The 20,862-nt window shown below is 62.8% G+C and carries 25 protein-coding genes and 1 riboswitch; of the genes, 17 read left to right on the top strand and 8 right to left on the bottom strand.

Features of this window, described 5'->3' with window-relative positions; genetic code table 11:
• Nucleotides 1-28: 28 nt before the first annotated feature.
• Complete coding sequence (locus VJ651_RS07600; protein ID WP_324106864.1) at nt 29-217, top strand: hypothetical protein; 189 nt, start codon at nt 29-31, stop codon at nt 215-217.
• Between the two features lie 3 nt (nt 218-220).
• On the opposite strand, the gene VJ651_RS07595 is transcribed toward VJ651_RS07600, so the two are convergent.
• Nucleotides 221-421, bottom strand: coding sequence for a hypothetical protein (locus VJ651_RS07595; protein WP_324106863.1), 201 nt, complete (start codon nt 419-421; stop codon nt 221-223).
• A gap of 162 nt (nt 422-583) precedes the next feature.
• On the opposite strand from VJ651_RS07595, the gene VJ651_RS07590 reads away from it, so the two are divergent.
• From VJ651_RS07590 to lon, 3 genes are all read left to right on the top strand, one after another.
• A complete protein-coding gene (locus VJ651_RS07590) occupies nt 584-1,666 on the top strand; it encodes a hemerythrin domain-containing protein (protein ID WP_324106862.1) in 1,083 nt (360 codons plus the stop codon).
• A gap of 235 nt (nt 1,667-1,901) precedes the next feature.
• On the top strand, nt 1,902-2,300 hold the full coding sequence (locus tag VJ651_RS07585; RefSeq protein ID WP_324106861.1) for an Hsp20/alpha crystallin family protein: 399 nt from the start codon (nt 1,902-1,904) through the stop codon (nt 2,298-2,300).
• Nucleotides 2,301-2,324: 24 nt separating this feature from the next.
• Nucleotides 2,325-4,784 (top strand): endopeptidase La, encoded by a 2,460-nt coding sequence (lon, locus tag VJ651_RS07580; protein ID WP_324106860.1) that lies wholly within the window; start codon nt 2,325-2,327, stop codon nt 4,782-4,784.
• Between the two features lie 13 nt (nt 4,785-4,797).
• On the opposite strand, the gene VJ651_RS07575 is transcribed toward lon, so the two are convergent.
• The gene (locus VJ651_RS07575; protein ID WP_324106859.1) at nt 4,798-5,358 is read right to left on the bottom strand and encodes a phasin family protein; all 561 of its coding nucleotides are present in this window, start codon (nt 5,356-5,358) and stop codon (nt 4,798-4,800) included.
• 458 nt (nt 5,359-5,816) lie between these two features.
• Between VJ651_RS07575 and VJ651_RS07570 the strand changes: the two genes are divergently transcribed.
• The 4 genes from VJ651_RS07570 to VJ651_RS07555 all read left to right on the top strand — a co-directional run bounded on the left by VJ651_RS07570 (nt 5,817) and on the right by VJ651_RS07555 (nt 9,915).
• Nucleotides 5,817-6,392 carry a hypothetical protein gene (locus VJ651_RS07570; protein ID WP_324106858.1) on the top strand — a complete coding sequence of 192 codons (576 nt, stop codon included), beginning with the start codon at nt 5,817-5,819 and terminating at the stop codon, nt 6,390-6,392.
• A gap of 55 nt (nt 6,393-6,447) precedes the next feature.
• Nucleotides 6,448-6,951 (top strand): BCAM0308 family protein, encoded by a 504-nt coding sequence (locus VJ651_RS07565; RefSeq protein ID WP_324106857.1) that lies wholly within the window; start codon nt 6,448-6,450, stop codon nt 6,949-6,951.
• A 206-nt stretch (nt 6,952-7,157) separates the two neighbouring features.
• Entirely contained in the window at nt 7,158-8,576 is a 1,419-nt protein-coding gene (locus tag VJ651_RS07560) for a homospermidine synthase (RefSeq protein ID WP_324106856.1), read from the top strand.
• A 40-nt stretch (nt 8,577-8,616) separates the two neighbouring features.
• Entirely contained in the window at nt 8,617-9,915 is a 1,299-nt protein-coding gene (locus VJ651_RS07555; RefSeq protein WP_324106855.1) for an FAD-binding oxidoreductase, read from the top strand.
• Between the two features lie 46 nt (nt 9,916-9,961).
• Here the strand turns inward: VJ651_RS07555 and VJ651_RS07550 are convergent, their stop codons facing one another.
• Nucleotides 9,962-10,174 (bottom strand): hypothetical protein, encoded by a 213-nt coding sequence (locus tag VJ651_RS07550; RefSeq protein WP_324106854.1) that lies wholly within the window; start codon nt 10,172-10,174, stop codon nt 9,962-9,964.
• A gap of 227 nt (nt 10,175-10,401) precedes the next feature.
• Between VJ651_RS07550 and VJ651_RS07545 the strand changes: the two genes are divergently transcribed.
• Nucleotides 10,402-11,163, top strand: coding sequence for a VIT1/CCC1 transporter family protein (locus VJ651_RS07545; protein WP_324106853.1), 762 nt, complete (start codon nt 10,402-10,404; stop codon nt 11,161-11,163).
• On the opposite strand, the gene VJ651_RS07540 is transcribed toward VJ651_RS07545, so the two are convergent.
• Entirely contained in the window at nt 11,153-11,956 is an 804-nt protein-coding gene (locus VJ651_RS07540; RefSeq protein WP_324106852.1) for a thioesterase family protein, read from the bottom strand. The two genes, VJ651_RS07545 and VJ651_RS07540, sit on opposite strands and share 11 nt — an antisense overlap.
• Here VJ651_RS07540 and VJ651_RS07535 point away from each other — a divergent pair.
• The 3 genes from VJ651_RS07535 to VJ651_RS07525 all read left to right on the top strand — a co-directional run bounded on the left by VJ651_RS07535 (nt 11,955) and on the right by VJ651_RS07525 (nt 14,169).
• Nucleotides 11,955-12,140, top strand: a complete 186-nt coding sequence (locus VJ651_RS07535; protein WP_324106851.1) for a hypothetical protein — start codon at nt 11,955-11,957, stop codon at nt 12,138-12,140. The genes VJ651_RS07540 and VJ651_RS07535 overlap by 2 nt on opposite strands.
• Before the next feature lie 95 nt (nt 12,141-12,235).
• The gene (locus VJ651_RS07530; RefSeq protein WP_324106850.1) at nt 12,236-13,357 is read left to right on the top strand and encodes a hypothetical protein; all 1,122 of its coding nucleotides are present in this window, start codon (nt 12,236-12,238) and stop codon (nt 13,355-13,357) included.
• 167 nt (nt 13,358-13,524) lie between these two features.
• Nucleotides 13,525-14,169, top strand: a complete 645-nt coding sequence (locus VJ651_RS07525; protein ID WP_324106875.1) for an MBL fold metallo-hydrolase — start codon at nt 13,525-13,527, stop codon at nt 14,167-14,169.
• On the opposite strand, the gene VJ651_RS07520 is transcribed toward VJ651_RS07525, so the two are convergent.
• Nucleotides 14,166-14,633 (bottom strand): hypothetical protein, encoded by a 468-nt coding sequence (locus VJ651_RS07520; RefSeq protein WP_324106849.1) that lies wholly within the window; start codon nt 14,631-14,633, stop codon nt 14,166-14,168. The genes VJ651_RS07525 and VJ651_RS07520 overlap by 4 nt on opposite strands.
• A gap of 366 nt (nt 14,634-14,999) precedes the next feature.
• Nucleotides 15,000-15,086, top strand: a riboswitch (cyclic di-GMP riboswitch).
• Nucleotides 15,087-15,141: 55 nt separating this feature from the next.
• Here VJ651_RS07520 and VJ651_RS07515 point away from each other — a divergent pair.
• The 3 genes from VJ651_RS07515 (at nt 15,142) to VJ651_RS07505 (ending at nt 16,239) form a co-directional block, all read left to right on the top strand.
• The gene (locus tag VJ651_RS07515) at nt 15,142-15,456 is read left to right on the top strand and encodes a hypothetical protein (protein ID WP_324106848.1); all 315 of its coding nucleotides are present in this window, start codon (nt 15,142-15,144) and stop codon (nt 15,454-15,456) included.
• A 278-nt stretch (nt 15,457-15,734) separates the two neighbouring features.
• Entirely contained in the window at nt 15,735-16,070 is a 336-nt protein-coding gene (locus VJ651_RS07510) for a hypothetical protein (RefSeq protein WP_324106847.1), read from the top strand.
• On the top strand, nt 16,054-16,239 hold the full coding sequence (locus VJ651_RS07505) for a hypothetical protein (RefSeq protein ID WP_324106846.1): 186 nt from the start codon (nt 16,054-16,056) through the stop codon (nt 16,237-16,239). Before VJ651_RS07510 ends, VJ651_RS07505 begins: the two co-directional genes overlap by 17 nt.
• Nucleotides 16,240-16,429: 190 nt before the next feature.
• Here VJ651_RS07505 and VJ651_RS07500 read toward each other — a convergent pair whose 3' ends face one another.
• A complete protein-coding gene (locus VJ651_RS07500) occupies nt 16,430-16,618 on the bottom strand; it encodes a LiaI-LiaF-like domain-containing protein (RefSeq protein WP_324106845.1) in 189 nt (62 codons plus the stop codon).
• A 231-nt stretch (nt 16,619-16,849) separates the two neighbouring features.
• Nucleotides 16,850-17,314, bottom strand: a complete 465-nt coding sequence (locus VJ651_RS07495) for a DUF4148 domain-containing protein (protein ID WP_324106844.1) — start codon at nt 17,312-17,314, stop codon at nt 16,850-16,852.
• 186 nt (nt 17,315-17,500) lie between these two features.
• Between VJ651_RS07495 and VJ651_RS07490 the strand changes: the two genes are divergently transcribed.
• The gene (locus tag VJ651_RS07490) at nt 17,501-17,968 is read left to right on the top strand and encodes a helix-turn-helix domain-containing protein (protein WP_324106843.1); all 468 of its coding nucleotides are present in this window, start codon (nt 17,501-17,503) and stop codon (nt 17,966-17,968) included.
• 95 nt (nt 17,969-18,063) lie between these two features.
• On the opposite strand, the gene VJ651_RS07485 is transcribed toward VJ651_RS07490, so the two are convergent.
• Complete coding sequence (locus VJ651_RS07485) at nt 18,064-20,091, bottom strand: NADPH-dependent 2,4-dienoyl-CoA reductase (RefSeq protein WP_324106842.1); 2,028 nt, start codon at nt 20,089-20,091, stop codon at nt 18,064-18,066.
• 284 nt (nt 20,092-20,375) lie between these two features.
• On the opposite strand from VJ651_RS07485, the gene VJ651_RS07480 reads away from it, so the two are divergent.
• Nucleotides 20,376-20,768: a putative Ig domain-containing protein gene (locus tag VJ651_RS07480; RefSeq protein ID WP_324106841.1), complete on the top strand. Its 393-nt coding sequence runs from the start codon at nt 20,376-20,378 to the stop codon at nt 20,766-20,768.
• The last annotated feature ends 94 nt before the right edge of the window (nt 20,769-20,862 follow it).

The raw sequence follows: 20,862 nt of genomic DNA, 5'->3' as shown, positions 1-20,862 counted from the left end.
CGAAGGGTTCGAGCCGGAAGGGCGCATCGTGGCGGCTACATCGTGCAGGATGCGGCATGCGGCAGGCGCAGGCATCCACACGGCGACCATGGGCGTTTTCTCGCCCAGGGGCACCGTGTTTACAGCGGGCACGACGGACTGGGCGCAGGTGCTCGCCAGCGGCCAGGATGCGCGCGTCGACTCGATCACGCGCAACGTGATCGAGCGCTTGCTGTAAGCCTTAATGCCGCGTCGCGCCGGGGTCGTCTTCGACGAACAGGCGATAGCGGCCTTCGGCATCCGGTCCGGCGTACGATGTCGCCACGTATTGCCGATGATCCAGTTCAAACGGCTCGCCGGTCGGCGGCATGTGACTGAGCTTCCTGACGCCGAGCTCGGTCTGCGAGCCGTCGGCCTGACGGTAGATGACTTCGACATCCATGATGTCCTCCATAGAGCATGAATTTCGCGGACAGTTCATGCCGCATGTCCTTCGACGCAAATAGAGCACGCAAATTCCGCAACTTGTTACGCAAGTTGCGTTCTCAGATCTCATGACGCCGCGCGGGCCCATCGCGCGCTGCACACGTGAAGGAGATTCATTATGGCAACCGTACAGCAATCCATTGATATCCATGTTCCGGCGCATGCCGTGTTCAACCAGCTGACCCATTTCGAAGACTATCCCGAGTTCATGGACGAAGTCGAAGCCGTGCAACAGATCGACGACAGGCATCTGCACTGGACCACCCGGATGGCGAACCGCAACGTGGAATGGGATGCGGAAATCACCGAGCGGCAGGCCGACCGCTGCATCGCCTGGCGCAATACCAGCGGCCCGACCAACATCGGCATGGTGGAAGTGGAAGCCGCCGGGCCGGACGACGCGCATGTCACGGTCACGCTCGAATCCGATGCTTCGCAAGTGCCCGGCTCGATGGCCGGCGAAAGCGCGAGCGAGCTGTCGCGTCGGCTCAAGCTGGACCTGGCGCGCATGAAGGATTTCATCGAGTCGCACGGGCCGGGCACCGAGGTCTGGCGCAGCCGGGAGCATGGCGCCCCGATCGATGCAGCGTCGCCCGAAGGCGATCGCGGCGAACCGCGCAATGCGCCGATTCCCACCTCAAGCTACGCGGCCGGCTCGGAAGGCTGGTCCAGCGAGGAAGACAGCGCGTCGCCGGTGGCTTCGCAGCGCGCGGCGACCGGCCGGCGCGAATTTCCGGTGGATCGGCCGATGGATGCGCTCCGGGCGGACCACCACCTGGTCCGGCGGTTATTCGACAACTATTTTCACGCCGGCGACGTGGACGACAAGAGGGACGCCGGCTCGCATGTCCTGCTGCTGCTGGAGATGCACACCTCGCTGGAAGAGGGCGTGTTCTACCCGCGCGTGAACGACGCCGATGCGTCGCTCGTCGAACGCTGCGAGCAGGACCACGAACAGGCGCGCCAGTTGATCGACCGGCTCAAGCTGATGGATGAAAGCGATCCGCAAGCCGAGCAGCTCTTTCATGAACTGGCCGACGCCATTTTCAAACACATCGAGCTCGAAGAACACCAACTGTTCCCGAAGGTGCAGCAGGCCGGGCTCGACCTGAGCGCCATCGGGCATGAGATGCAGGCTTTCGAGAGCAGGATGATCGCGGCACGCCAGCAAAGATCGGTCGCGCCGGGCCTGCGTCATTGAGATCGGCTTCTGCGCCTTTCTTTTCGAATGATTCTGCGGTGCAACAAGGCTTGCGCCGCTCGTCATGCACGTCCAATTGTGCTGCTCGGGTCGAAAAACTTTGATCCAGAGCATGCAAGCCTTCATTCCCCTTGTGGGACACTGAGTGGAGCCTTGCCGCGTCACGCGGCAACGGTACCGCATTTATCGTAGCTGACCGGCGGCGCGTCGCGCGGCCGGTGGAGAGTGGAGGCCTATGCCGCGCGATCCGTTCAAACTGATGTGGTCCGAAGCCCTGGACATGCTGGAACGGGCGAACCGTTTGCAACGGCGTTTTTTCCAGCCGGGAGCGCAGCTGGGCAGGCCCTGCTGGGAGCCGCCGCTCGACATCTTCGAAACCGAGTCCGAGCTGGCCATCCTGATCGCCCTGCCCGGCGTGGAGCCCGATTCCGTGACGCTGCTGATCGACGGCGGCACCCTGTTCATATCGGCCGAGCGGCCGATGAGTGGTACCGGCGGCTCCGTGCTGCGCAGGCTGGAGATTCCCTACGGCCGTTTCGAGCGGCATATCGATTTGCCGCCGGGCCTGTTCGAGCTCGGGGGGCGCAGCTGGGCGAACGGCTGCCTGACGCTGAGCTTGCGCAAAATCCCATGAACCGACCAGCCCATCAGGTGAACCATGAACATTGACGATCGTGCGGGCAATCTGTTCGGCGTAGTGGCTGAATCCGACGTGGCCACACTGACGAGCATCGACACCAGCGTCGCACCGGAAAACCTCGGGCCGGCCATCGAACTGCCGGAGGGCGTGCTGATCATCGTCCCGGTGCGCAATCTCGTGCTGTTCCCCGGCCTGGTCATGCCGATTACGGTCGGGCGCGACATCAGCGTCGCCGCCGCGCAGGAAGCGGCGCGCAGCGGCAGGCAGCTCGGCGTGCTGCTGCAGCGCGATGCCAATGCCGCCCTGCCCGGGCGGGCCGACCTCTACGATATCGGCACCGCCGCCGCCGTGCTGCGCTACATCACCACGCCCGACGGCTCGCATCATGTCGTGTGCCAGGGCGAGCAGCGTTTTCGCGTGCTGGAACTCCTGCCCGGCTATCCCTTCCTCGCCGCGCGCGTGGAGCGCCTGAGCGACGACGAATCCGACGGCCCGGATGTCGAAGCGCGCATGCTGCAGCTCAAGGAAAAGCTGGCGGAAACCCTGAACCTGATGCCGCAGGTGCCGGAGGAAATGGTCGGCGTCATGCAGAACGTCATGTCGGCGTCTTCGCTGGCGGACCTGACCGCCGGCCTGATCGACCTGAAGCCGGCCGACAAGCAGGACGTGTTGGAGACCGTCGACCTGCATGCGCGGCTCGACAAGGTGCTGGCGCTGGTCGGCCATCGCATCGAGGTCCTGCGTCTGCGGCGCGACATTGACGAACAGACCAGCGAGCGGCTGACCGACCGGCAGCGCGAGATCATCCTGCGCGAGCAGCTTGAAACCATCCAGCAGGAACTGGGCGAAGGCGGCGCCAACAGCACCGAGCTGCAGCAGCTCGAGCAGGCGATCCGCAAGGTGGGCATGCCGGCGGAAGTGGAACTGCACGCCTTCAAGGAACTCAAGCGGCTGGAGCGCATGCCGGACGCATCCGGCGAATATTCCATCCTGCTCACCTATCTCGAATGGCTGAGCGAACTGCCGTGGTCGCACGAGACGCCGGACCGGATCGATATCGCCGAAGCGCGCCGCATTCTCGACGAAGACCACTTCGGCATGGAAAAGATCAAGCGGCGCATTCTCGAATACCTCGCCGTGCACAAGCTCAAGCCGGATGGCAAGAGTCCGATCCTGTGCTTCGTCGGCCCGCCCGGCGTGGGCAAGACTTCGCTCGGCCAGAGCATCGCGCGCGCCACCGGCCGCAAGTTCGCCCGCGTGAGCCTGGGCGGCGTGCATGACGAAGCCGAGATCCGCGGCCATCGCCGCACCTACATGGGCGCGCTGCCGGGCAACATCATCCAGGCCATACGCAAGGCCGGATCGCGCAACTGCGTGATGATGTTGGACGAAGTCGACAAGCTGAGCATCGGCGTACATGGCGATCCTTCGGCCGCGCTGCTGGAAGTGCTGGACCCGGAACAGAACGGCAGCTTCCGTGACAACTACCTCGCGGTCCCGTTCGACCTGTCGCGCGTGATGTTCATCTGCACTGCCAACATGCTCGACACCATTCCCGGCCCGCTGCGCGATCGCATGGAGATCATCACGCTGCCGGGTTACACGGAAGAGGAAAAGGCGCAGATCGCGCGCCGCTATCTGGTCAAGCGCCAGCTGGACGCCAACGGCCTGTCAGCGCAGCAGTGCGAGATCACCGACGCCGCCTTGCACGGCGTGATCCAGCATTACACGCGCGAAGCCGGCGTGCGCAACCTGGAGCGCGAGATCGGCAGCGTCCTGCGCAACGCCGCGGTGCGCATCGCCGAGGGCAGCGCGCAGCAGGTGCGTATCGACGAGCCCGACCTGCACGCCATCCTCGGCGCCTCGAAATTCGAAAGCGAGATTGCCATGCGCACCAGCGTGCCCGGTGTCGCGACCGGGCTGGCGTGGACGCCGGTGGGCGGCGACATCCTGTTCATCGAGGCCAGCCGCAGTGCGGGTTCGGGCAAGCTGATCCTGACCGGGCAACTGGGCGACGTCATGAAGGAAAGCGCGCAGGCGGCACTGAGCCTGCTGCGCGCGCATGCGGCGGATTACGGCATCGACATCGCGCTGTTCGACAAGAGCGACATCCATGTGCACGTGCCGGCCGGCGCGACGCCCAAGGACGGGCCGAGCGCGGGCGTGGCGATGTTCATCGCCTTGCTCTCGCTGGTGACCGGCAAGCCGGTGCGCAGCGATTGCGCGATGACGGGAGAAATCAGCCTGCGCGGACTGGTGCTGCCGGTGGGCGGCGTCAAGGAAAAGGTGCTGGCGGCGCTGCGGGCCGGCATTCAGACGGTGCTGCTGCCGAGCCGCAACAAGGGCGACCTGGAAGACATTCCGGAAGAGGCCCGCCAGCGACTGGCCTTCGTGTGGCTGGAAACGGTGGACGACGCGATCCATGCCGCCGTGCCGCAGGCAGCGGTGGTATTGGCCCCGGTATTGGCTTCGGTCTAGGGTTGGACCGGGCTCAGTGCTTGGCGCGCCGGTGTGTCTTCGCGGCCTGCTGTGCCGCCGTTTCGGTGCCGGCCAACAGGCCGTGTCTCATCGTCTCGGTGGCTTCCTCGGTCGTCTTGACCCACTGCTGGTAGCTCGAGGCTGCGTTGCCCAGGGCCGACTTCATGAACTCCATCGCGCTGCCGTTCGGAATCGTATTGGCGACGTCGCCGAACAGCTTGACCGCTTCCTGGCTGCCGCTGTCGATCTGCTTTTCCATCAGCTTCGCCATTTCGGCGCCGATGCCGAGCGCGATGTGCGCCGCGGCGCGGCTGTAGGACAGCACGTCGCCGATATCCTGTTGCGAGCGGGACGACTCCATCCAGAACGGCGCAGTCGGTTTGTCCGTCGAGAGCAGGCGATGCGTGGCTTGGGAAGAGGATTCCAGGCTCTTCCTCACCGCAGCCATGTTGAGATCGGCCAGCTGCATCATGCCTTCGATCGCCTTGCTGTTGAGGCTCGTCCACAGGTCAAGCTGCGCTTGCAGTTGCGCCCGCGTCGCGGCCGAGATCTGGTCTTGCGTAGGTAGCGGCATTTCAATTCTCCTTGTCAGTCGACCTGCGCCAATAGCGCCGGCGAGAGCGGCGCTCCGGAAAGCGTCTGTTCAGTGCCTAATCAATGTAGGCCACGCCCAAATACAAGTCATGAAACACTTTTGACCTGGGTCAATCATTTCGAGGATTCCACGGCGCAGCTGTTTGAATGGAAACGATAAGCAGTCTGGACTTCTCATTCGGCAAGGGTGCACACCGTGTTGCCGCCTGAAAAGCCCGGAAAAAATCCTCGGTGCAAGGTGAGATTTCATTGATGACAGTCAAGCGTGCCGGATGCTTCGATCGGCGTCTTCGTGTACGCTGGAGAATGCTGGTTTTGCAATACCTGGCGGAGACAACACAAAACCGGATGGAATGAAGCCGGTGCTTGCCCCGGGCATGATCGCATCGGCGTTACCGTCGATCGCATGCGCCGCGTCTCCGAAAAAAGGAATGCGCTATGCTGACCATCACCTATTCCATTGGCATGCTGTCGAAGGAACAGCAGAGTGCGCGACGCATTCTCGCCGGGCTGGAACGCTCCCTGCACATGGGACCGTGGACCGATCAGAAGGGCGTCAACCTGCCCTGGCTGGAAACGGTCTTCAAACGCCTCATGAAGGTGAACCGCTTCTGCCATCAGCGCAAGGTGGAACTCTACCTCACGCCAACCGTGCACAACGTCTCATGCGACGACGCCAGCATGTTCCTGCGGCTCGACTCGCTCAACACCAATTCGACGCGCATCCTGCGTTATGCCTGCGACCAGGCGCAACGCATTCTCACCGGCCAGGAAGCCGGCGCCGAACAGCTGGTCACGGCCATCGAGCTCTACTGCGCACAACTCCACGAACGCTTCTCGCTGGAAGAGAAGGAGTTGCTGCCCGCCGCCTGCCGCCTGCTCTCGACCGAGGAGTGGTTCCAGATCGCGGCGCAATGCCTGCTCGCTCCGGCGCGACGCAAAGGCGCCAGGCAAGCCTGCTACTACGGCATGCCGCGCCGGGAACACGGCGATCGTCCCCGCTACGCGCACTGAACGTCCACTGAACGCGCGTTGCCCGCGTCGCTTCTTTTGCAAGGGAGATCACGTCATGCATTCAGCACAACCGCCGCTATCGGCCTTTGGTCCGGGCCGCCATCTGCAGGCGCTCGACGAACAGCACCATGATCCTTATCAGAACGATGAAAAACTTTCCGGGCCGGCCGTGTGCGAGAAATGCGCCGCGGTCTATGAAAGCGGCCGGTGGCAGTGGGCGCTGCCGCCTGCCGATGCGGTCGCTGTCCGCTGCCCGGCCTGCCGCAGGATCGCCGACAGACTGGCCGCCGGTTACATCAGCATCAGCGGCAACTTCGCGCGCGAGCACCAGGAAGAGATCATCAATCTGATACGCCATGCGGAAATCCGTGAGAAGACCGAGCACCCGATGCAGCGCATCATGTCCTTCCGCGCCGAAGACGGCCGCCTGCTGATCGAGACCACCGACGTGCACCTCGCGCGCGGTATCGGCGAAGCGCTTGAACGGGCGTACAAGGGCGATCTCACCTTCCATTACAACGAGGCGGCGCACTTGCTGCGCCTGCACTGGCAACGCTGATTCCTGCCGCGCATTGAAATTGCGCAAGGGACGGCGCACGTTCTCGCTTTCTACTATCGGCGGAAGCAAGGGCACTGCGGCTTGATTGCAACCGCAGCGTCATTGCAATGTCCAATTTCCAGCGATGCATTGGCGGCGCAGAAGCGCGTTCTGTTGCCTCGCGCAAAGGACGCATGGCTGCGCCACGTCAGGAAAACCGGCACACGATGAAACAACAACTGAAACACGCACAATTCCGCGGACGGCTGGTCATGGTGGGTTTCGGTAGCATCGGACAGGCTACGCTGCCGCTGCTGTTGCGTCATCTCGATATCGATCCCGAACAAATCCGCATCATTTCCGCTGACATCGACGGCCTGCATATCGCGCGGGAATTCCGCGTCGCCCACAAGGTATTGCCGCTCAAAAGGGAGAATTACCGCGCGGTGCTGGAACCCCTGCTGCAAGAGGGCGACTTCCTGCTCAATCTCTCGGTCGATGTATCCAGCCGCGCACTGATCGCCTTGTGCCGCCAGCGCGGCGTGCTGTATCTCGACACCTGCATCGAGCCGTGGGCGGGCGGCTATTGGGATGCTTCGCTGTCGGCCTCGCAGCGATCGAATTACGCCTTGCGCGAAGAGCTGCTGGCCCTGCGTCACGAACAGCCCGCCGGACCGACTGCCATCATGACGCTCGGCGCCAATCCCGGCCTGGCCTCCATCTTCGTCAAGCAGGCCTTGCTGCGGATGGCCGCCGACAAGGGCATGGCGGTCGCCAATCCCGTCCATCATCCGGGCTGGGCGGGGCTGGCGCAGCAGCTCGGCATCAAGGCGATTCACATCGCCGAGCGCGACACCCAGCACACCGCGCGACGCAAGCGGCGCGGCGAATTCGTCAACACCTGGTCGGTCGACGGTTTCATCGGCGAAGGATTGCAGCCGGCCGAACTCGGATGGGGCACGCATGAGCGGCACTGGCCGGCTGACGCAGAGCGGCATGCCTTCGGCAGCGGCGCCGCGATCTACCTGCAACGCCCCGGCGCCGCCACCCGCGTGCGCAGCTGGACACCGCTGGAAGGGCCGTATCACGGCTTCATGATCACGCACAGCGAATCGATCTCGATCGCCGACCACCTGACCCTGCGCAGGGATGGGGAAGTGCTGTACCGACCCACCGTGCACTACGCCTATCACCCGTGCGACGATGCGGTGCTGTCGATCCACGAAATGGCGGGCAGGAACTGGCAGGTGCCCTCGGACAAGCGCATCATCCGCGACGAAGTGGTGGCCGGCATGGACGAGCTCGGCGTGCTGCTGATGGGGAATGCCAAGGGGGTGTACTGGTACGGGTCGCGCCTGTCCATCGAACAGGCGCGCGAACTGGCGCCGTACAACAACGCGACCAGCCTGCAGGTGGCGGCCGGCATCCTGGCCGGCATCGTATGGGCCTTGCGCAATCCGCATGCCGGCATCATCGAACCGGACGATCTCGACCATGAGGCCATCATGCAGATCGCCAGGCCCTATCTGGGCGAGGTGGTCGGCGTCTACGGCGACTGGAATCCGCTGTGCGAGCGCGGTCGCCTGTTCGGCGAAGACGTCGACGACGGCGACACCTGGCAATTCAAGAACTTTCGCGTCACGTAGTCTATCTTGTAATCATCGCCGATCATGACGGGGATTTCCCGTGTTGCTGAAAAAAGAAACCGGGCTCAACGACTGCTCGTACTATGAAGCGAGCGTGCTGCGGCCACCCGCGGCCGCGGCGCTGGCGGGGCGCATCACGGCCGATATCTGCGTGGTCGGCGGCGGGTACGCGGGCCTGTCGGCGGCGCTGGAGCTGGCCGAGCGCGGCTACTCGGTGGCCTTGCTGGAAGCGCGCCGCATAGGCTGGGGCGCGTCCGGCAGGAACGGCGGGCAGGTGATCGTCGGCTACGCGGGCCAGGCCGCGATGGAACGCCAATTGCCGCCGCAGGAGGCGCACCATGCCTGGGAGATTTCAGTCGAGGCGCTGCGCCTGCTCAATGAGCGCATCGCGGGCTGCGGCATCGATTGCGATTACACGCCGGGCTACATGACGCTGGCCGTGAATGGCAAGAAGGCGCGCGCGCTGGACGCCTGGGTGGAGCACCTGGAACGCGCCTATGGTTACTCGATGCGCTGGATCGGTTCGGCGGAGATCCGCACCTGGATCGCCAGCGAGCAGTTCTTCGCCGGCGCCTTCGATCCGCTGTCCGGCCATTTGCATCCCCTGAAGTATTGCCTCGGACTGGCCGAGGCGGCGAAGGCCGCCGGCGTGCAGATGTTCGAGGACTCGGCCGTAATCCGCATCGAGCGCGGCGACAAGCCGCTGGTGAAGACCGGCGACGGCGAGGTGCAATGCCGCTTTGTGGTGCTGGCGGGGAATGTCTATCTCGAACAGTACGGTGGCCGGCTCGCACCCGAACTGGCGCGACGCATCATCCCGGCCGGCACCTACATCATCGCCACCGAACCGATGTCCCCCGAACGCGCCGACACCCTGATCCGCTACCGCGCGGCGGTGTCGGACAATAACTTCGTGCTCGATTATTTTCGCGTCAGCGCCGACAATCGCCTGCTGTTCGGCGGGGCCGATGCCTTCAGCGGCGCGACCCCGCCCGACCTCGTCGAGCACTTGCGGCGACGCATGCTGGCGGTGTTCCCGCAACTGGCGGATCTGGCGGTGCCGTATTCCTGGGGCGGCTTCGTCGACGTGACCATCAATCACGCACCCGACTTCGGCCGGCTGGGCGGCAACATCTACTATCTGCAGGGATTCTCGGGCCACGGCCTCGCGCTGGCCGGCATGGCAGGCCGGCTGGTGGCCGAAGCCATTGCCGGCCAGGCGGAGCGCTTCGACCTGCTGTCGCGCATCCGCCATTTCCCATTTCCGAGGGGCGCGTGGATACGCACGCCGGCGGTGGCGCTCGGGGTCTTGTATTACCGGCTGCGGGACTTGATCTGACGCCCGCCGCCGCAAATTCCGATTTCAGCGAATCGCCGCTTCAGCGTTAGGCTTGCGCGGCCTGGGCTGCGTTGCAGCACCAGCGGCAACCGCGCGCATCGCCGTAATGCGATAGCGCCTGGCGCATGGCCTCGCTGGCACTGATGAACGCGCCCAGGTAGACCCTGTCGCTGGCTTCCGGAAGGTGGATGCACCGGGGAACATGGACTTCGTGATGTCCGTCCGGCTTTGCTTCCTTGTTGACGTAGTAATGCTGCACTGCGCACCTCCTACTGTATCGTCAAGAACTTTCCAGACCATGCTAATGAATCATGCACGGCATTTCCTTAACCCAGAATAAGTATTCCGGAAGCCATAGCGGCCGGCAATAGTATATCCGCCGCGCATGCCGATGAAGCAGGTTGTGATTCCGTCATGAGCATGGCAAGATGAAAACCGACTCCTTCCGCAGCGCGCATGCAGCGGACATTCAGCGGACCCGCCTCAGTGAAAAAGCCCAGCCTTGAGGATCTCCATCGGGAACATCGACCGGACGCCATCGAGCAGCGCCTGCGCCAGACGGCTGCATCGGAGAACGTGTCCGATGCGGTGCTGGGTGCGATCGACGGCTGCATCACCACCTTTGCCGTGGTGTCGGGCGCGGTCGGCGCGCAGTTTCCGGTCTCGGTCGCGCTGGTGCTCGGTTTCGCGAACCTGCTGTCGGACGGTTTCAGCATGGCCGTCAGCAATTATGAATCGATCAAGGCGCAGCATGAATTCATCGACGGCATCCGGCGCATGGAAGCGGAGCACATCGCGACCGTCCCCGAAGGCGAGCGTGAAGAGGTGCGGCAGATATTCCGCGCCAAGGGCTTTGACGGCGCGCAGCTCGAACAGATCGTCGACACCATCTGCAGTGACGAGCGATTGTGGATCGACACCATGCTCACCGAAGAGCATGGCGTGCAGAAGACGGGAGCAAGCCCGTGGCGGGCGGCGTTGACGACCTTTGTCGCGTTTCTCACCGCAGGCGCGATTCCGCTCATCCCGCTGTTTTTCAGTGCCTTGCCGGTGCAGCGCCAGTTCGTGCTGAGCGCCGTGCTGGCCGCCCTGGTGTTTTTCCTGATCGGCATGCTCAAGAGCCTGGTCTTCGCGCGGCCGGTCATACGCTCGGGCTTGAGCACGCTCCTGACCGGCAGCGTGGCGGCCGGCCTTTCCTTCATGACCGGCTATGTGCTGCGCGCGGTGATGGGGATTGCTAGTCTCTGAACCACACCAGTTGATGCGTGGTCGCCAGCAGCGTGCCATCGCGTGACCAGAGCTGCGCCTCCTGATCGTAGAACCCGCCGTTGAAGGCATTCGCCTTCGCCTTGCCGAAGGCTTCCATACCCTCGTGTTGTGCCAGCACCGCCTCATCGACATGGAAGTTGATGCTGAGCGTGACCGTTGCGATCGGTCGCGGCGCGCCCTTGCGCACGAACACGCGCGGCACGAACACGTCGCAATAGGCGGCGATGGAAGGGAAGTCGAGCATGCGGCGCGGCACATCGCCGATCCAGCATTGCGTGACGCTGCTCTCACCGCCGGCCAGCGGGTCGCAGTCGACGTAACGCAGGTCGTAACGCTGCAGGAAGGGCACCGCATGCGGCGGCACATAGGAGACAAGTCCCTCCGGCCCGGCCACATCGGGCAGCTTCGATTCGGTATCCGACCAGGTCTCCCGGCGCACCGCGAAAACCGCGGTGCCGGTGATCACCGGTTCGCTGTCCTCGCCCTGGTGGATCTCCATCTGCCAGTGCTGGGTGGAACGGCTGGTGCGCACCGGATGCACGCGTGCCGTGAAAGGCCCTTTCTTGATCGGGCCGGCGAAATTGACCGTGAGCGCAAGCGGATCGCCCAGCCGCTGCGGATGCGTCAGGATCGCTTGCAGCAGCGTCGCGACGGTGGTGCCGCCGAAGGGCGAGATGGCATTCCAGTAGTGCTCGGAGGTATGGCCGTAAAACAGGTCATCCTCACCGCGCGTGAGGGAAATGGCTTGATCAAAAGGATGCGGCGTGGGCATGGATGGCTTTATCAAAAAAAATAGAACACTCGTTCGATTTAATGATAAACAAAATAAGGCGAGCCTGCTCGACAACATTGCAAGGCTGCCGGTCAATATCACTGCGACAACGACGTCCTTCGGCAGTCCGGCACGGCCGGAAATTCCTTTGAAAATAGCCTCGTCATTCGCGCGGCGATATTGAACTCCGGCAAGTTTTTCCTGACTAATGTGCTTTCCAAGACTTTGGGCAATGTTCGCCAGCATTGCCCAATCAGCTACTCACCCGGGAGACGAACCATGAAAGTCAGACATCTATGTGCGGCGTTGTTGATCGCCGTTGGCCTCGGCAAGCAAGCGTACGCGGAAGATCCGCAGCAATCGGACACGCCGCAAGCCGCGGCGGCACAGGATTCGAAAGCGGCTGCCGCGAGCAGCAAGGACAAATCCTCCCGTCGCTCCACGAAACACAGTCGCCACGCCGAGGCCGCGCCCGCTGATACGGTCATCGCGGCGGCGGCAACGGACGCGGCAGCTGCCATGGCAGAAGCGACGCCGGCAGCAACACAGATAGTGGCACAGGCAGCGACATCGCCAGCGGCACCGGCGAAGGTGGAAGCCACGCCGGCCGCGACCGACAGTGTCCCGGCGAAGCCGGAAGCCGCCGCGCCCAAGACAGAAGCGCCGGCAATCAGGGAAGACAGCGTGCCGCTCAAGGCGGAAACCGCTGCGTCTGTGCCGAGCACGAAGGAAACCGGCTGGCTCGACAGCTTCCTCTTTGAGGTGAAGATCACCGACGTGCTGCTCGCCGTGTTTGCCGGCCTGCTGGTCTTGCTCGGATGGGAACAGGCACGCCGCATGCGCGACGCCGTGCGTGTTGCAAGCGACAGCGCAAGCGTCGCCGAGAAGAGCGCGCGGGTGGCGGAAGACGCCTTGATTTCCGGGCAACGCGCATTCATGTTCATCCGCGAGATCAAGACCTACCTGCATCACGATCCGCAGACCAACCATTATCAGTGGACCATTCACCCGGTGTGGGCCAACAGCGGCAATACGCCGACCAAGGGCCTGTCGATCAACACCACCTATCGCCTGCTGGACGAGCCGCTGCCCAAGGATTTCGATTTCCCGCATGCGCGCGAAGACCTGATCCCGACCATCGCCGGACCGAAGAGCATGGTGGAAGCGGTACCCGGCACGCTCAGCAAGGAAGACCTGGAAGCGGTGCAAAAAGGCACGAAATTTTTCTACATCTGGGGCTGGGCCGAGTACCACGATATTTTCGAAGGCACGAAGAAGCACATCACACGCTTCTGCAACCAGCTCACGCAAGTGGAAGGCGACGCCAACTCGCCGTATGACGAACACAATCCGGTGCAGATGCTGTTCGGCTTCCATACCGAGAACAACTTCGCGGACTGAGCGAAGAAAAATAATATCGTCCACGGAATACACGGAAAACACGGAAAGAACCTGTGTTGTCTTTTTTTTTCGTGTATTCCGTGTTTTCCGTGGACATGCTTTGCCTTGCCAGCTGCTCGCTAAATGGGGCCATGGCATACTACCGCTTTTCCAATCGCCGCCTCATCATGCAATGCGCCATCATTCCCGTCACGCCCTATCAGCAGAACTGCAGCATCCTGGTGTGTGAAGAGACCCGGCGCGCGGCGCTGGTCGATCCGGGCGGCGACGTGCCGCGCCTGCGCGACGCACTGAAGCAGCTCGACGTGACGCTGGAAAAAGTCTTCCTGACGCATGCCCATCTCGATCATTGCGCCGCCGCCGACGTGGTGCGCAAGGAATTCGGCGTGCCGATCGAAGGCCCGCACATCGAGGACAAGTTCTGGCTCGACCAGCTCGGCGAGGCGACGCGGCGCATGGGCTTTCCGCCGGCCGATCCCTTCGTGCCGGATCGCTGGCTCAAGGACGGCGACACCGTATCCTTCGGCGCGCAGACGCTGGAAGTACTCCATTGCCCCGGCCACACGCCCGGACACGTCGTGTTCTTCCACCGCGGCGAACGCCTGGCGCTGGTCGGCGACGTGCTGTTCCAGGGATCGATCGGCCGCACCGATTTTCCGCGCGGCGATTACGACACGCTGATTCATTCCATTCGCGACAAGCTGTGGCCGCTCGGCGACGACGTCACTTTCGTGCCGGGGCACGGCCCGGCATCCACCTTCGGCGACGAACGCAAGCACAATCCCTTCGTCGCCGACATGCGCTTCGGCTAATGCTTGCTGATCTTGATGACCGTGCCGCGCAGATCGATTCCCCGAATGGTCACGCTGCCGAAGCTGGCGCCGTTTGAACCCTTCACGCGGATGTTGCGCAAGCTGATTTCGCCGATGGTGCTCGGCAGCCGGATCATCGTGCTGCCGTCGCGGTCCGCCACAATCGACGGATCGGCGGGATTGTAGACAACGTCCCGAAAGCCGGTGTCCGCCTCCAGCAGCGATCCGAGCGGATTGAGGAATCGGCCGGCATCGCCGAACATCTCGATCACATTGCCGTTGGCCGCGTAGAGCGAAGTATTGAACAGATTGTCCGGCCAGCCCCGCGCCGAGGCATGCCGCAGATCGTCTTCCGTCATGCCTTGCGAGGCCGCGCGGCAATCGGCGACCGCGAGCAGGGCTGCCGCGACGAGAAAGATGCCAAAGGTAAAAGACTGCGCAAGACCTTGTTTTTGCCGCCCCATAATGTCTCCATCAATGAAGAATCATGCGATCTGGCGTCGCTATCGGCTCCCTGACTGGAACGTTGCGGGAACTGCTTGCTGCTGGGTCAAAGCTGCATCAAAGCTGAGTTGATGCTGAGATAAGGCGCGCGACGCGTGCCCGCCTTTTGGACAGGATTGCTGCTGCGAGAAATCCCGTCATCGAAAATATTGCGGCATCGTGGAGCAAGCAACGATTGCGACGATAGCTTCGGCGCACGTCGGTGCCGCACCGGATTTGCCTGAAGTGGGGCCCGGCAGCGAGTGCGGGCAGAAAAAATTGCCAAAAAATAATGATGAAGCAATAAAGTTTACATACGGCAACAAGGTGCTATACTCAATTCAAATCTAACCGCAGGGCAAACCGGTCGAAAGGCCGGGACGCAAAGCTTCCGGCCTAACAGAGTCATCTCTCACGGCAGCGGGGCCGCCTTCTGAAGCGAAGTCACGCTTTCGGCATTGGCATGCCTTGCATTTTCATGGGAATTCCATGCCAAAGCTCATGATCGCCCTCCTGTTACTGCTGCCTTTGGCCGCCTCGGCCGAATGCGGTTTCGCCAATGACGGCTCGACCATGACCATCGTGGTCGGCAAGGGCTCGAACAAATGCTTTGATTCCGAGGGTTTCCGGACGGCTTTCAAGGAAGGCGTGGCGGACGCCCTGCAGGCCGACGCGGTCGCCGGCGGCAGCGAAAAAAAATCGATCGACGACCGCAATGCCCGCGCCGCCAAGCTGTGGACCATCGCCGAACGACGCTATCAATCCACCTCGCCGAGCGGACGCTACTACGGCATGGCGCGCTAGCCAGGAATCTGCGCCTGCATTCGCAAGGTGCTCCCCCATCCGATCACCCTTGCCCGGTCGCTGTCTTGATCGCACGCAGCGTCCGGCTTTTTTCCGATTTCCGTCGCCTCGTCACCCGCTGATACGGACCGCAGGTCTGTTTGCGTGATCTCATGAAGAAGAGGTAGCGGCGCGCAACTTTCCCGTTCGAATCGCACTCAATTGGCAATAAAAACGGCGGCGACGGCTTGGCCCGCAGCCAAAACAATCATTGCCACTGTCGGTTTCCCGCTCTGTCAGTGCCCGACATTTCCGCAGGACGTTCGCATCCGCGGGCGCCGGTATGTCTCTTTGACGTGCGCCTGGCGGTAAAGGGGACGCAGGCATCCGAAGTCTGGGTTCGCGCCACCGACAGGCGCAGCGGGCGCGTCGTGTTCAATGAAAAAGTGAAACTCGTCAAAGGCGTTGCCGAGATCGATCAATTCCCCTTCGGGATCATCCATTGGGACGTGGCCGGTGCGCTCAACTTTTTCTTCGTGCGCGACGTCGACGTGTCCACCGCCTACTCCTACTTCGGCGGCGGTCCGCTGTTCTACGCAAAACGAGGAGGAAACCGCGATGCTCACCGAAAATGAAATCCGCGTGCTGAAAATCCTGAGCGCCATCGAGATCCCTCTCAATGCAGGGCAGACCATCCAGTCATGGGGCAACGAAGCCGTCAGCGTCGTGTGCGAGGCGGCGCTCGGCACCTATTCCAGCCTGCGCCCCAAGGTCCGCAACAACGCAGTCGCGCTGCTCGGATAGATGGATTACCCGCAGGCGCGGGAAACGGTGCCGCTGCTTGCCGCCGAAGCGATCAGCGCCCTGCTGGCGATCGGTTAGTACAAGGCGCTCGCCAGTGTGGCGGCATACAAGTCGGCCAATCCGGCCAACCTGCCGCATCGCGCGAGCAAGGTCGTGGAAAGCGTGCTTTCCACCGACGGGAAACCCTGAATCAGTCTGTCCTGGTCCTGCGATACAGCATGACGGCGCCGAGGCTGACCGGCAGCAGCGGCAGCCATTGCCAAAGCAGATGGCGGTCTATCAGCCCGCTGCGTTCCAGCAGAAGCAGGGTGCCGACCAGGATCAGCATGACCGGGAAGAACAGACCTTTGCGGCGGCGGTTTGTGTGTTGCGTTTCCATGCGGTTCTCCTCGTGAAGTGAGAACAGGATAATGGCTGCGCATGACCCGCCGCCACCACCTTGCGATCAAATGCGGAAACGCGGGATAAGGCGCATCTTTTCCGGCGCGAATTGCGCAGGCACATCGCGTTTGGATGAAAAAACGCCCGCAACAAAGTGCGGGCGAGGCCACATCAGAGACGTGGAGAGGGAGACAAGCTGTATTCGCGGCAAGTCGTGGTGCAGTGCCTCTTAGCTGCCGGACTGATTTCCTTGCGTACGGGCGGCCCGGATCGCTTCTTCGCGAACGGCATCGCGGCTGCGTGTGGACGCGACATTGGTGAATTCCACGGCTTCCGTATTGCGTCCGACTTCACCTTGCGCATAGGCCTGGTCCAGTTCCGCGCGGACTTCGGCACGCGTCTTGGAGGAAGCAAAGGGTGCCGGCTCCACGTATTCGCCGGTGTTGACTGCCGGTTTCGGCTGCGCCTGTGCTGCGGCGAGCTCGGCGCGGACTTGCTCGCGCGACTTGCCGGAGGCGGCTTGGGTGAAGTCGACATATTCGCGGGTCTGGCCGACCTGGCCTTGGGCATACGCCTGTTCCAGTTCGGCACGCACTTCGGCGCGGGTGCGGGACGGTTCGGCGAGATCGGCAGCGAAGGCGCTGGCGGATGTTGCGATAAGAGCAATGGCGATGCTGGATAATTTGGCGTTCATGTTATTTCTCCATCAAGCGGGTTAATCAGGTCAGGACAGGAAGACAAGGGGCGGTCGACAACCGGCGCCGGATACCTGCGCCCCGCAACAGTGTCCTAGTTACTTGCACTTTGCAAGCTACGAATTCATCATAAACCAGTGACTTTTATTTTGCAAGTCATTACAATGAAAATTATGGAGAAATGTGTGAAACCGGCCGCGCCGCTGACTTGCCCGATTGTTCGTTCCGCCCACCTGATCGGCGATGAATGGGTATTGCTGGTGCTGCGCTCCTTGTTCCGCGGTTCGCAACGTTTCGATGACTTGCAGAAGCAGACCGGCGCGGCGACGAATATCCTCACCAACCGGTTGACGCGCCTGATCGAAGCCAAGGTCGTCGCGAAGACGCCGTATCAGGAACGGCCGCTGCGATACAAGTACGAGCTGACGGATGTCGGAAAGGGATTGTTCCCGGTGGTGCTGGAGCTGATGCGCTTCGGGAATGAATGGCTGCCGAGGGAAGACTGCGCGCCGATGGTGCTGCTGCACACGGAATGCGGCAAGCTCACCAGGCCGGGGCAAACCTGTTCGGAATGCGGCGGGCCGCTGGTGCTCGGCAACGTTCACCTGGTGGAGGCGGACGGGGAAAGCACAGCGGGCGGTGAAGGTCTTTAAAGCGGATTTGTCCACGGAAAACACGGAAGGCACGGAAGCCTTTCAACAGCCTTGCGTTTTCCGTGTCTTCCGTGAACACAAGGTCTTCGAATCGACTACAAGCGTGCGGCGAGCTCCGCGCCTTCGCGAATCGCGCGCTTCGCATCGAGTTCGGACGCAACCGATGCGCCGCCGATCAAATGGAAACGCGGCCCGCTCCCGGCCTCTTCGGCCGGCATCAATTCCCTGAGCGAATCCTGGCCGGCGCAGATCACCACGTTGTCCACCTCCAGCAAGCGGTCTTCGCCGTTGACCGTGATGTGCAAACCCTGATCGTCGATCTTGCGATAGCTGACGCCGCCGATCATCTGCACGCCCTTGCGCAGCAGGGTGGCGCGGTGCACCCAGCCCGAGGTCTTGCCCAGCGACGCGCCCAGCTTCGATGCCTTGCGTTGCAGCAGGTAGACCTGGCGCACCGGTTGCTCCGGCGTCGGCGCGCACAGGCCGCCGTTGCTGCCCGCCTTCAGATCGACGCCCCATTCCGCCAGCCAGTGATGCAGCGGCTCCGGCAGCGGCACCTGCGGATCGTGCAGCAGGAACTCGCTGACATCGAAACCGATGCCGCCCGCACCCACCACCGCGACACGTCGCCCGACCGGCGCGTTGTTCTTCAATACATCGAGGTAGGACAAGACCTTGGGATGCGAGATGCCCTCGATGCCCGGCGTGCGCGGCACGATGCCGCTCGCTACGATCACTTCGTCGAATCCGAGTTGCAGCAATTCCTCGCGCGTGACCTTCCTGTTCAGCACCAGCTTCACGCCGGTGAGCTCGACGCGCCGCTTGTAATAGCGCTGCGTTTCGGCAAACTCTTCCTTGCCCGGAATGCGCATCGCGTAATTGAACTGTCCGCCGATGCGGTCGCTCGCTTCGAACAGCGTGACCTCATGTCCGCGCTCGGCCGCCACCGTCGCCGCGGACAAGCCGGCAGGTCCGGCTCCCACGACCGCGATGCGGCGCGCCTGCGCGGTCTTGTGATACACCAGTTCCGTTTCATGGCCGGCGCGCGGATTGACCAGGCAGCTTGCCCGCTTGTTGGCAAAGGTATGGTCGAGGCAAGCCTGATTGCAGGCGATGCAGGTATTGATTTCATCGGCGCGGCCGCTCGCCGCCTTGTTGACGAATTCCGGATCGGCCAGAAAGGGGCGTGCCATCGACACCATGTCGGCGTCGCCCGTGGCGAGGATGTCTTCCGCCACCTCCGGCGTGTTGATGCGGTTGGACGCCACCACCGGAATCGAGATCGCCTGGCGCAGGCGGCCGGCAAGGCTGCGAAATGCCGCGCGCGGCACCGAGGTGACGATGGTCGGCACACGCGCCTCGTGCCAGCCGACGCCGGTATTGATGATGTTCACACCGGCCTGTTCCAGCGCGCGGGCGACCGCCACCACATCCTCCCAGGTGTTGCCGCCCTCGACCAGGTCGAGCAGCGAGTGGCGATACATGATGATGAAATCGCTTCCCACCGCCGCGCGCACCTGCTTGACGATTTCGACCGGCAGCCGCATGCGGTTCTCGATCGATCCGCCCCAGCGGTCGGTGCGGCGATTGGTGCGCGCGCACAGGAACTGGTTGATCAGGTAGCCCTCGCTGCCCATGATCTCGATGCCGTCATAGCCAGCCCGCCGCGCCAGCTTGGCGCAACGCACATAGTCGCGGATGGTACGCGCAATGCCCTTCTCGTCCAGCGCGCGCGGCGTGAATTTCGAGATCGGCGACTTGAGCGCGGACGCCGACACGACGAACGGCTGGTAGCCGTAACGGCCCGCGTGCAGGATCTGCATCACGATCTTGCCGCCCTCTTCATGCACCGCATCGGTGACGCAGCGATGATTCATCACATCGAGCACATTACTGACCGTGCCGCCAAAGGGCAGCAGCCAGCCCTGCCGGTTGGGCGAAATGCCGCCGGTCACGATCAGGCCGACGCCGCCTTTCGCGCGCTCGCGGAAATACGCAGCCAGTTTCGGATAGTTATAGAAGCGGTCTTCCAGCCCGGTATGCATCGAGCCCATGATGACGCGGTTGCGCAGCGTGGTGAAGCCGAGATCGAGCGGCGCGAGCAAGTGCGGATAGGTCTGCATGATAGGGGATTCTTGTTGGTTGGCATGAACGCGATCGACTTAGTCTACAAGAGCGGGGCGCGCCTGTTGTAGTGGCAAACCACTAATCGACATCAAACGGCCTCTCCCGGCCCGAAGAAAAGGAAATGCCATGACTGAATGGCCGCCTGGCCGATGAGTGCCGGAAAGTCGAGACAATGTCCTCCAGGGTCATGAAAAACTACCGGTGACGCGATTGCGATATCGATATGATCGATACAGCGCGCGTACGCATGCCGCATGCTTCGCCGTGCAACGAGGAGGATATGTCCAAACGATTGTTCAGCGCTGTCGCCGCACTGACGCTCGCCGCATGTGGCGGCGAGAACGGCTTGATTCCCTGCTCCACCGAGACGCCGCTGAGCATCACCGCGCAGTGGAATACCAACGGACAGCTCGCGGCCGATGTGCGCGGCAAGGTCAACGTGCCGCTCACCGCAACGCCGGTTCTCTCGGGCGTCCCGGCCACCTGCGCCGGGAAAGGCGAGTTCGTGCAGGACGCGGCGCTGCCCTCCGGCCTGCTGCTGGACCGCCGCACCGGCGTCATTTCCGGCACGCCGATCAAGGACATTGCGTTCAACGCAGGCAGCCTGGTCAGCATTCGCCTGCCGGGTTACAACGACACGCCGATTCTTTCGAAAATCACGATATCTCCCTGATTCTGTCCGAGTGCGGCAGCCTGTCCTACGCGCCTGCGGAGTCGTCGCCTACATCGTCCCGTCATCACCCGGAAAAGCACGCGCGCAACAGCAG

This window comes from Noviherbaspirillum sp., from assembly GCF_035254865.1.
GTDB lineage: Bacteria > Pseudomonadota > Gammaproteobacteria > Burkholderiales > Burkholderiaceae_D > Noviherbaspirillum.
The sequence above is the reverse complement of the archived record's forward strand: the minus strand, read 5'-3'. Positions and strand labels throughout refer to the sequence as shown.